This is a genomic window from Paenibacillus paridis, from assembly GCF_006345825.1.
Lineage (GTDB): Bacteria > Bacillota > Bacilli > Paenibacillales > Paenibacillaceae > Pristimantibacillus > Pristimantibacillus paridis.
In genome coordinates this window covers 34,582-45,941 of sequence record NZ_VCIX01000088.1, presented here as the reverse complement: position 1 = coordinate 45,941, position 11,360 = coordinate 34,582, and the positions used below count along the sequence as shown (strand labels likewise).

At 49.7% G+C, this 11,360-nt stretch carries 12 protein-coding genes; all 12 read right to left on the bottom strand.

The window, feature by feature from the left end:
• Positions 1-126: 126 nt before the first annotated feature.
• On the bottom strand, positions 127-660 hold the full coding sequence (locus FJQ58_RS17365) for a GNAT family N-acetyltransferase (RefSeq protein ID WP_139995677.1): 534 nt from the start codon (positions 658-660) through the stop codon (positions 127-129).
• Between the two features lie 60 nt (positions 661-720).
• Complete coding sequence (locus FJQ58_RS17360) at positions 721-1,215, bottom strand: DinB family protein (protein WP_139995675.1); 495 nt, start codon at positions 1,213-1,215, stop codon at positions 721-723.
• A gap of 39 nt (positions 1,216-1,254) precedes the next feature.
• Positions 1,255-2,415 (bottom strand): N-methyl-L-tryptophan oxidase, encoded by a 1,161-nt coding sequence (gene solA / locus FJQ58_RS17355; RefSeq protein ID WP_139995673.1) that lies wholly within the window; start codon positions 2,413-2,415, stop codon positions 1,255-1,257.
• Complete coding sequence (locus FJQ58_RS17350) at positions 2,372-3,562, bottom strand: amidohydrolase (protein ID WP_139995671.1); 1,191 nt, start codon at positions 3,560-3,562, stop codon at positions 2,372-2,374. Before FJQ58_RS17350 ends, solA begins: the two co-directional genes overlap by 44 nt.
• Positions 3,559-4,569 carry an LLM class flavin-dependent oxidoreductase gene (locus FJQ58_RS17345; RefSeq protein ID WP_139995669.1) on the bottom strand — a complete coding sequence of 337 codons (1,011 nt, stop codon included), beginning with the start codon at positions 4,567-4,569 and terminating at the stop codon, positions 3,559-3,561. The genes FJQ58_RS17350 and FJQ58_RS17345 overlap by 4 nt, the downstream gene beginning before the upstream one ends.
• Positions 4,570-4,591: 22 nt before the next feature.
• On the bottom strand, positions 4,592-5,344 hold the full coding sequence (locus tag FJQ58_RS17340; RefSeq protein WP_139995667.1) for an amino acid ABC transporter ATP-binding protein: 753 nt from the start codon (positions 5,342-5,344) through the stop codon (positions 4,592-4,594).
• Positions 5,341-6,051, bottom strand: a complete 711-nt coding sequence (locus tag FJQ58_RS17335; protein WP_139995665.1) for an amino acid ABC transporter permease — start codon at positions 6,049-6,051, stop codon at positions 5,341-5,343. Before FJQ58_RS17335 ends, FJQ58_RS17340 begins: the two co-directional genes overlap by 4 nt.
• Positions 6,041-6,829, bottom strand: a complete 789-nt coding sequence (locus tag FJQ58_RS17330) for an amino acid ABC transporter permease (RefSeq protein ID WP_139995663.1) — start codon at positions 6,827-6,829, stop codon at positions 6,041-6,043. Before FJQ58_RS17330 ends, FJQ58_RS17335 begins: the two co-directional genes overlap by 11 nt.
• 26 nt (positions 6,830-6,855) lie before the next feature.
• The gene (locus FJQ58_RS17325; protein ID WP_139995661.1) at positions 6,856-7,692 is read right to left on the bottom strand and encodes a transporter substrate-binding domain-containing protein; all 837 of its coding nucleotides are present in this window, start codon (positions 7,690-7,692) and stop codon (positions 6,856-6,858) included.
• A 296-nt stretch (positions 7,693-7,988) separates the two neighbouring features.
• Positions 7,989-8,900: a LysR family transcriptional regulator gene (locus FJQ58_RS17320; protein WP_338016149.1), complete on the bottom strand. Its 912-nt coding sequence runs from the start codon at positions 8,898-8,900 to the stop codon at positions 7,989-7,991.
• Between the two features lie 887 nt (positions 8,901-9,787).
• A complete protein-coding gene (locus FJQ58_RS17315; protein ID WP_139995659.1) occupies positions 9,788-10,321 on the bottom strand; it encodes a DoxX family protein in 534 nt (177 codons plus the stop codon).
• 124 nt (positions 10,322-10,445) lie between these two features.
• On the bottom strand, positions 10,446-11,360 hold the full coding sequence (locus FJQ58_RS17310; protein WP_139995657.1) for an L-lactate dehydrogenase: 915 nt from the start codon (positions 11,358-11,360) through the stop codon (positions 10,446-10,448).

Below are 11,360 nucleotides of genomic sequence, written 5' to 3'. Positions count from 1 at the left end.
CAACCTCCCAATTCGATTATGATCATCCATGAATGTCTCCAACAACGTTACCTTCCACCAACAAAAATCAGGACTACTACAGAAAGCAGCCATATTCTTTCATGTTTAACTCTTGTCACTCAACCATCAGACTTCCAGCAATGCCGCTTGCTTGAGCTGCAGCCGGTAGCTTTTGACCAGTGTCTCGCCATTCATAATATCTTTGTCGAACGCCCGCTCGAAGCCAAGTCGCTCATACAGCCGAACGGCTGAGTCCATCATGTCGGAGGTATGGAGGTGCAGCGTTTCCGCTCCCCAATCGCGCGCCAGCTTGGCGCTGGCCCGTATAAGCTCTGTTGCCACGCCATAGCCGCGGGCTTTCTGGGATACAGCGAGCAAGCGAATGATGGGAGAATGAATCTGAAGGTCCTCTCGTCCATAAGCAGCTTCAGAGGAATCGAACAAAAACACGCTGCCCACAACTTCGCCGTCCAGTACGGCGACTAATCGCTCCTTCGTTTCCGCGCCTTCTACCGATGCCAAAATACTGTCCCTGTACTGAATCCAATAGGGCTCCGACAGCACCGAAGCATATTGTCCGTATGCATCAAGCAGCACCTCCCGGGTCGCATCGCGATCCGTAGGTTCCGCCTGGCGAATGGTAACGGCTTTACCTGACATGGTTCCTCACCCTCCTCCACGAAAAATAATGTATAAGTTATACGAGTCACATGGGATGATTTAAATCGCGCGGCTAGAGTTAAGCGATTCTGATTCTCCCTGCTTAATTCGGCGTACTTGAGCCAAATGATTCTGTACGTGAGCTACAAAGGCAGGCACAATAGTGGCTATTGCCACCGGCTCGCCTTTAAAGTTGATGCCGGTCTTACTCCATTCTTCGTCAGTCAAGCGGCCAAACAGCAGGCTATTGTATTGAACGAGCGCCCGCGCTGCAATAAGAATGTCTTTGGCATCGCCTTGATTGGCATGCTGGCCGGATACCCAGGCGTCCTGGTTAAAGATCGGCAGCCTTACTTCAGAGCCAGCCAATATTTCACGAATGCGGAACGATACGATAATGCTATGGTCAACCAGATGCGTAAGCACCTCCGTCACGCTCCAAGACTCCGGAGCAGCCTTCCATTTGAGCTGTTCTTCCGACAGGCCCTCTATTTCTTGCTCGATTTGATCATAGGCCTGCAAATACGCTTGAACATCGACAGTTGACTGGCTCATGTAAGCTCCTCCTTATGAATGGCAATAATATGGATCATCTCATTTAGCAAAACGGCTTAGCTCGAATAGTCGAAGATCATAGCCGGTAGGTTTCTTTTCCAATTGATCAGCTAAAATCTCGCCGACCACGCTTGCGAATTTGAAGCCGTGACCAGAGAAGCCTCCGGCAAGCAGCACGTTCGCATGCTCCGGATGGGCATCAATAATGAAGTCCTCGTCCGGCGTAAACTCATATTTGCACACCGCGCTTTGCAGCAGCTTCCCCGCTGCTCCGGGAACAAAAGCGTCGAGCGCACGGCGAAGGTCATCCTCGTCCTCCGGGTAAGCCCCGAACGGCGCAATGGGCTCGCCCGGGGACCATTCCACTCCCGTATCATGCCGGCCAATTTTGATTCCTGCGCCATGTATGCTCGGAAAGCCATAATAACCGCCTGCCGCGCCGCCCCAGGTAAAACCGGGAAACACGCCTGCATCGAATGCTGCCGAATTCGTTTCAAACCAGCCTACGACCTTACGGACGGCCCGGATCGGCAGCGAGATGTGATTGGACAGCATATTGAACCATGCGCCAACGGTAATAATAATTTGCGGCGCTGTATAGGAAGCATCTTTCGTAAATACCGTTACTCTCGAAGAAGTCGCTTGAATATCGGTGACGAAGGTGTTCACCAGCAGCTCGGCTCCGGCTGCAATGGCTAGCTGCTTATAGGCAGTCACGCAGCGTTCGCTGTATAAGTAACCGGCATTCGGCTCATACATGCCTTGAAAGGAATCCGGAAGCTGAACGCCCGGAAAGCGCCGATTGATCTCTGAAGCACTCAGCAATTCAACCTGCACGCCATTCGCCCGCGCATCGTCCAACCTGCCTTCATAGTTGTAATAGCTCGTTTCCGCCATATTCAATACACCAGAGCGCTCCAGCAGCTTTTGGCCGGTTTCCTTCTCCAGCGCAAGCCAGCGTTCATCCGCTCGCAGCGCCATCTTCACATAGTTGTCTCCGCCATGGTACGCATGCCTGATGAGGCGCGGTTCGCCGTGATGGCTCCCGTTCGAGTGAGGGGGGTCGAAAGCATCGATAAGCAGCGTCTTTGCCCCGCGCGCCGCAAGCTCATAACCGGCACTCATGCCCATCGAGCCCGCGCCGACGACGATGACATCATAGGATTTCGGAATGCTGTCGTCCTCCCCGCAACCGATCATCCGCCAGCTTTCGCAAGGCATCAGAAGCTAATGATGCAAAAAAAGATGCTGCGATCGGCAGTGCTTTCTCATCCAGATCAAAAGCCGGATGATGCCACTCCTGCGGACCTGCCGTGCCGAGAAAGACGAATAGCCCTTCCGTTTCTTTCAAATAGAAAGCGAAGTCTTCTCCCGCTGGCGAAGGCACGGGCTGTATGACAGTCAAGCCAAGCGCTTCAGCCGTAACCGTTGCCTGATCCGCCCACTTTTGGTCGTTCACGACCGCCGGAGGTCCTTCCAGCCATTTCACCTGCGCCGTTGTCGCAAACGCGGAAGCCACGCCGGTAACCACCTGCTCGAAGCGCTCGCGAACCTTCTCGCGTACGCTCTCGTCAAACGTGCGAATCGTACCGTCGAATACCGCTTTATCGGAAATGACGTTCCACGCCGTTCCCGCATGAAGCCTCGTCACACTGACAACTGCGCTATCAAGCGCGCTTACGCTGCGGCTGACGATCGACTGCAGTGCGGTAATGATATGCGCCGCCGTAACGATCGGGTCAAGACCGGCTTCAGGCACCGCAGCATGGCTTCCGCGGCCGGCAACCTCAACCACAAAGCCGTCAGCTGCCGCCATAATCGGACCACCCTTGATTCCGATTGTACCCACGGGCAGATCCGGCTTGTTATGCAGGCCAAACACCGCATCCACACCTTTTAGAGCTCCGCTCGCAATAAGCTGCCCTGCTCCTTTCGCCTTCTCCTCCGCCGGCTGGAACAGAAAGCGTACGGTGCCCCGCAGCTCCTGCTCCTGCTCTTTGAGCAGGAAGGCCGTACCGAGAATTGAAGCGGTATGGAAGTCATGGCCGCAGGCATGCATTTTTCCCGGAATCTTGGAAGCGAACGATAATCCCGTCTCTTCCTGTATCGGCAAGGCGTCGATATCGGCGCGAACCGCGACAACCGGGCCGTCCAGCAAGCCGCCAATCTCAGCAATGACACCGGTCTTCAGCCCATAATCAACGATTCGAATGCCAGCTTCCGTCAGCCAGCCGCGTATCGCCGCCGTGGTCTCGAACTCCTCATGGGAGAGCTCTGGATGCTCATGCAGCTGCCGTCTGATGGCTACTAACTGCTGCTCGATGGATTCAGCTGTACGTTTTGTCATACCAATTCCCCTTCAAAGGCTTCCTTCAGCAGCTCAAAGGATCGGATTCGTTTCGCGAAATCGGGAATGATCGTCGTAAATACGAATTCATCCACGCCGTATTGCTCCTGTATTTCGAGCAGCCGTTTCCGAACGGTTTCCTTCGTGCCGCGCGTAATGTCCGCGTCTCTTTCCTCGGCTGTAAATTCCTCGCCTGCTTGCCGCGCAAATTCCTTCGCTTGCTCCAGCGACCCGACATTAACCGTTTTGCCGCTAGCCAGCGTCACTCTCACGCTTTTGAAATTGCCTGCCAAAGCATTCGCTTCCTCTTCCGTATCGGAGGCAATGACGGATAATGCCAATATCGTCTTCGGCTCGCCGCCAAGCGAGCGGTTAAAGTTCTTCTTGTACGTATCCAGCGCTTGGCTAGCCAAAGCAGGATCATTATTAATAAATAGAGCAAAAGCGTACGGATACCCCTTCTCTGCAGCCAGCTCCGCACTCGATACGCTTGTGCCGAGCAAATAAATCTCTGCGGGTGCAACCGGCAGCGGGCTCGCTTCAAGCCCGGCCAACGGGTGCTCCTCGCCTGTCGGCGCATGGAGAAGCTGTTCCAGCTCTGTCAATTTTTCCGCTAGCGTCGGATGATCGGTCACGCCCTTCTGCAATGCTTTGGTCGAACGAGGCAGCCCGCCAGGTGCACGCCCAATGCCGAGCTCCACCCGTCCAGGCGCCAACGAAGCAAGCACGTTGAAGTTTTCAGCAACTTTATAAGGGCTGTAATGCTGCAGCATGACGCCGCCGGAACCGATTCGAATCGATTTCGTTTGAGCCAGCAAATACGCGATTAGCACCTCTGGCGAGGAGCCTGCCATTCCCGGGGAATCATGGTGCTCCGATACCCAAAAGCGCTCGAAGCCAAGCGATTCCGCCAGCTGTGCCAGCTTGACGGTATTCCCTAAAGCCTCAGCAGCCGTCTGGCCGGGGAAAATAATGCTTTGATCCAGAATGCCAATTTTAAGTGACATATCGATTCGCTCCTCTACTTATTTAAATGGAATACACGCCGTCTGGCGTAATTCGCTTGAAAAATTGCTTCGTTCTTTCTTCCTTCGGGTTATTAAAAATTTCGGATGGCTTCCCTTCCTCCACAATGACTCCCCCGTCCATAAATACAACATGGTTGGCGACATCCTGGGCAAAGCTCATCTCGTGCGTAACGATGATCATCGTAATGCCTTCCTTGGCGATTTTGCGAATGACGCCCAGCACCTCGCCAACCAGCTCCGGATCAAGCGCTGACGTCGGCTCATCGAACAGAATCACTTCGGGATTGAGCGCTAACGCACGGGCGATCCCGACGCGCTGCTGTTGCCCGCCCGAGAGCTCGCTTGGATACGCATCCAGTTTGTTGCCGAGCCCGACCTTATCCAGCAGCTCTACGCTCATTTCGCGTGCCTTCTCCTTCGGAAGCTTCTTGACGATGAGCAAACCTTCCATGACATTTTCCAGTGCAGTCTTATGCTTGAACAAATTATATTGCTGGAATACCATCGCGCTTTTCTGGCGAAGGGTATGAATATCCTTTTTATCCGGACGTTTGTAATTAACGGTGAATTCGTCAATCGTAATTTGTCCGTCGCTTGGCTTCTCCAAATAATTGATGCAGCGCAGCAGCGTTGTTTTTCCGGAACCGCTGGGGCCCAGTATCGCGACGACCTCTCCCTTCTTAACGGTAAGATCGATTCCCTTCAGCACCTCATTGCGACCAAAGCTCTTCTTGATTTGTGTCAGCTTAATCATGAAACACCGCCTCGGTTATACAGATTAAAGCGCTTCTCGGCCAGCGCCGTCAGCCGTTCAATAATAAAGGTTAGTCCCCAGAAGATAAGAGCTGCCGCGAGATAAGCCTCAAAAAATTTCCAATTTGTCGATGCGACGATTTGCGCTTTGGCATTAATGTCAACCACCGACACCGTAAAAGCGAGCGTCGAGCCGTGCAGCATGCCGATGACTGAGTTGGACAAGTTCGGCAAGCTAGCTGAAAAAGCCTGCGGCAAAATAATTCTTCGCATCGCCTGCGAAGTCGTCATTCCAATGGAATACGCGGCTTCAATTTGTCCACGGTTCACGGCGAGCAAGCCTGACCTGACAACCTCGGACATATAAGCCCCTGCTGTAATAGAAAATGAGATATAAGCAAATCCTATCATCGGAATAGAGACTGAACGAAACGATAGACCGAGTGCTTCCGATATGCCGTCAACGATAATCGGGAGACCGAAATAGATAAGCAATAGATGCGTCAGCATCGGTGTTCCCCGGATAAAGGTAACATAAGAAGCTGCTATCGGATGCAGGACAGGTATCTTGTAAAGCCGGATTATCGCTACGCTAGTTCCAATAAGAAGACCGCAGGAAACGGAAACGACCGTGATGGCCAGCGCCGTTGGCACAGCCGTCAGCAGCTGTAGAAATGCCGTCCAAATGAATGCAAAATCAAGCTTCATTTTCCCTGCCTCCTCTACTGTAGCCAAATCCTAATAAAGACCGCTTTGTTTTTCCAAGCTTCACCTGCTGCTCTTTTACCTCTGTCGTGATTCGGCGCTCGTGCTTCAGCAGCTTGCGCTCCAGCAGATGGAACAGCTTCTCTAGGCCAAAGCTAATTACAAAATAAATAATAGCGAGAGAAATGTACGTTTCCACAAAATGCCGCGACATAACGGCTAGCGTCTGCGACTTGCCCGTCATCTCCATAATGCCTAAGGAGAAAGCGAGCGACGTATCCTTCAAATTAGCAATAACCAGATTAGCAAAAACAGGTATAGCAATCGCCATGGCTTGCGGAAGCACGATTCGCGTAAAAGCTTGGAAACCGTTCATGCCAACGGAATACGCCGCTTCCACCTGTCCGCGATCCACCGCTCCAACGGCTGCCCGAATCATTTCGGCCATATAGGCTCCGCTGTGCAGCGCGTACGTGAGAATAACAAAATATAAAGCCGGTACCTTGGCCACATCCAGGTTAACGAGCTTCAAAATTTCGGGAAGTCCATAATAAAACAAAAAAAGCTGAATCAATATGGGAGTGCCTCTGAAGAAGGAGAGATACACCTGCGAAAACCGTCTTAAAATCGGAATCTTATAAAGCTGGGGAAGGGCGACGATAAACCCGACGCCCAGCCCGATTACGATGGAACTCACTACAATGAGAAGAGTGATTTTCAAGGTAGGTAGCAGCTTTACTAGATACTCGAACACATAACTGATATCAAATGGTTCTCCCATCTAGTCATCTCACCTTTCACCCACGTTTATTTTTCTTCAGAAGTAAAGTCGTCGCCGAGCCATTCTGAGCTTAGCTTAGCAAGCGTGCCGTCTGCCTTAAGCTCTTTAATCACTTCGTCAACAGCATCGGATAGCTTCTGTTGGTCAGGATCATCTTTGCGGAACATGAACAAAATGTCCGCTTCACTCAGTGCAGGCCCAACCGTCTTAAGCTCTTGCTTAGGATCGATTAGGGAAAGCGTGAAGTCTGCAGCAAGGAATGCCTCTACGCGGCCAGTCGTTACTTGTGCGACGGAATCGTTCGCGCCTCCGTTTTGGTATACGAGATTTAACGCGTTGTTATTCTCTTTGTTATAGTTTTCAAGAATCGTTGCTGCTGCGCTTGTTGCCGTCGTCAGCACTTTTTTGCCTTTCAGGTCAGCTAGTGATTGAACGGAATCATTGCCCTTAGCTACGACGATTTTGTTTCTCCAGTGTGCATAAGGCTCTTTATTAAACAGGTATTTTTGCTCCCGCTCAGGATTTTTTTCCATTTCATGCGCAATCAAATCGATTTTTTTCGTTTCTAGGCTAAGAAGCAAGTTCGTAAATTCCATTGTTTGAATATCGAATTCATAATCTTCCAGACGTTTGTCAATTTCTCTTACCAATTCAACGTCGAAGCCAGTCAGCTTGCCGTTCTCGTCAATAAAGCATACATTGGGGAATTGCGTTCCGGTGCCGACTACGATTTTTGTCACTGCTTTTGGAGCATCTCCACCAGCCGCTCCGGCATTTTCTCCTGTATTTTTGGTGTTGCTGCCGCAACCTGCAAGCGTAAGTGCCAGGACTAGTGCAATCGATGATACGAACCATTTTTTCATTTTCTTTTTCCCCCAAATAATGAAGTTTTTAAATCCTTATAATTCCTACCTGATAAGTAAGAATTAGCATTGAATTCACTTTACCACCTGAATGCCAACTTCGTCAATGCTATTTCTTATAGAGATCTTCTATAAGCAAATTGATTTGTCCGATGCAATGAAGCATAAAAAAATCCGCTGCTTCAGAAGAAGCAGCGGACGGATGTTATATTACACTATTCCAATCGGCTTTACTGACAATATAAATGTATCATAGCGGCAGGCTTCCCGATAATAGAGGTTTTCTATTACAGCTTTTAAATTGCCGATAAGCTGTGCTTCTCGCCAGCAAGCTGCTTTCCGATCCCGGTAATCGCATCGAGCAGCTCCAAATGCTCCCCATGATGCGAAATGAGATTGGTCTGCAAGAAAATCCCCTCGGTTTCAGGAACCCGAATCGGATGCAGCTTTCCATCCAATATTTCCTGCTTCGCACACAGATTAGGCAAAAAGCCGATTCCTGCTTTCTGCATAACGAGCTTCTTCGCCATCTCTGAATTATCCGTTTGAATTTGAATATTAGGCGGCAAATCCAAATGCTCGAATATGCGGTGGATTCGAAGCCAATCCAGCGAGCCGCATTCAAAGAAAACCAGCGGCTGCTCGGCAATCGATTCGATCGTCAGATTGTCCGACGTCAAAAAAGGATGCCCTTCATAAGCATATAGCTGGATCGGGTCCTCGTAAAACTTGCTGGATTGCAGGCTAGGATGGTTCACGTTCCGGACAAAGCCGATGTCCACTTCCTTGCCAAGCACTTTATTTGTAATCTCGTCCGTCGTGCCGGTCACAAGCTTATAATGCGTATTCGGAAACCTCAGCTTCAAACGCGGCAGCAAATCAGGAATAATATAATTGGATACCGATACGGTACAGCCGATTCGGAATTCATTGGGCAGTGATTTCTTCTGATTGATATGCAGCTTGCCCTTCTGGTAAATCAGGAGCAGCTGCTGGGCATAGGGCAAAAACCGTTTGCCATCCTCTGTAATCTGAATTTGCTTGCCTTGCCGATCAAACAGCTTGCAGTCAAGCTCCTGCTCCAGCGATTTGATCCTGGCCGTTACGGATGGCTGGGACAAATAGAGAGCATCGGCAGCCTTATTAAAGCTTCCACAGTGAATAACGTAGACGAAGGCCTCAATATTTTCAATGTTAATAGGAAACACCCCTCGCTCACCTAATACCGACTAATCCAATAAGAATATAATATTTTAAAAATAACAAACTAATGCCCTCCTGTCAAATGAAGCATCCCGATTGCAGCTTATTTGCGATAGCTATAGAAAGCGAACTAAAGTCGATTACAAATTTCATTGCTTTTGTCCGTTTTATGGAGGAACGATAGAGTGGTTATGAATTAGAGGGAATTTCTCCTATTAAAATAGCGTTTTTCGCCAGTTGGATGAATTAGCGGGAATTTCTCCTGTTAAAATAGCGTTTTTCGCCAGTTGGATGAATTAGTGGGAGTTTCTCCTGTTAGTTCAAACGTTTCGCGTCATTTCGGGCATATCTTCCAGAATTATAGGGAAAAATTCCTTTTAAATGCCGCAAAGGCCCAAATTTGATTAAAATAGCGGGAGAAATTCCTGCTAAATCAAATGGGGTGACATCATAGCCAAACGTGAAAACAAGGTCCGGCGAAGGCTAAATTTAGAAGTGGAAAACGGCCGTGTACAAGGAACTTATCCCGTAAGAGGCCGTCATTTTTTCAAGCCCGTTTTATAAATAAATTTAGCTTTATAGATAGAAAGAAGCCGCAGGCGAACTAGGTTCACCTGCGGCTTCTAACTGGCTGATTATGAGTTGCAATCCCTTAAATCTGTTCCATTTTCACTGTGACATTCCATGCTGTTACCTTCCAAATTGCTGCTATATAGCAACTTGGTCGCTGCGAGTAGATTATTGTTCGGAGTCGAAGTTGCAACCAGACTCTTTGCATACTAGAGCTACAATCAGACTGCTAGTGCAAACTCTTCGTCTCCCCAGAACGTTCTTCCCGCTCCGTATCCATCTTACGATTTAAAAGCATTGGACATCCCTCTTTTATATACGGTTAACGAGGAATCGTCCTGCCATTTATGCCACCGTTGTCTCCGCGCCCTTTCATTTTTTGGAACGTTTTGCGAAGGAAAGGAAGTGCGAAGTAGTCCACGCCGTATTTGCCTGCGTTTGTTCCTGCGACGACGACGATCATTCCGAAGAGCATGAGCCAAGGGTTAGTCGATACCGTACCGGCGAACATGAACATGAAGTTCATTAATAGTCCGAAGAAAGCTGCGGTTGCTGTTAGAGCACCAACGATAAGTCCCAATCCGACCAGACATTCGCCAATCGGAATCACTACATTTATGATTTTGGCATTTGGCAAGGCCACATGTTCAAGAAATGCGGTAAACGTCGGATACACTAGCTCATTGGTTGCCCTATCAATAACAGGGGTACCGATAGCCCCTTTCAAAAATCCGCTTGCATCGAATCCGCCTAGTTTATGCCAGCCTGCGCTCAGCCACTGCCAACCCAAGTATACGCGCAGCACGAGCAGCAACCCCGCTGCATATTTATTTTCGCTTAGCCATCTGATCACCATGACGATCAGCTCCTTTGTTTTATGATGTATCTTCACTATAAACCTTGTTAACCCTTTAGTATGTGATCTATTTCACAAAGTGGGCGAATGGGGCAGCCCATTTTTTAACTGCCCTCTACACTGGTTATACCGAGATCGTTTCAATAAGCTCCTTCAGCTTGCTCGCCGAACGGTGCAGCAGCGCCTTTTCTTCTTCGGTAATCGGAATATCAAGCACCTCTCGTACCCCTTGGCGGTCGACGACGCAAGGTACGCCCATGTATACATCCGATAAGCCGTGGTAGTTCTCTACCAAAGTAGACACGTTGAGGACTGCCGATTCATTTCGCAAAATTGCTGTTACAATCCGGTCCAGCGCCAAAGCAATCGCATAGTACGTTGCACCTTTGGCTTCAATGATTTCATAAGCCGCATCTCTGGTGTGGACAAAAATATCCGTTTTCTCCTCTTCGCTTAGCGCGATGGACGAGCCCGCTACGTTTGCAAGGCTCCATACCGGAAGCTCGGAATCGCCATGCTCCCCGATAATATGGGCATGCACGCTGCGTGGGTCGAGCTGCAATTTCTCTCCGATCAAATAGCGGAAGCGTGCGCTGTCGAGCAGCGTACCGGAGCCGATGACGCGGTGAGTAGGCCAGCCCGATTTTTGCCAGCAGAAGTAACTCATAATATCTACCGGGTTCGTAGCGATCAGCAGAATGCCATCATCATTGTATTTCAATACTTCCGTAACGATGCTCTCATAGATAGCAATGTTGCGCTTGAGTAGATTAAGCCTTGGCTCGCCCGGCTTTTGCGCAGCTCCTGCCGTAATAATGACGATATCCGCATCCTTGCAGTCCTCGTAGGTGCCTGCCCATACTTTGGTTTGGCCCAGAAACGGCATGCCGTGGTTCATATCGAGTGCATCCCCGACTGCCTTGCCTGCATTAGCATCAATGAGTACAAGCTCATCCATCCGGCTGCGAAGCAGCAAGGTGTAAGCTGTTGTGGATCCGACCGCCCCTACTCCGATTACGACTACTTTTGTTTTTTTCAT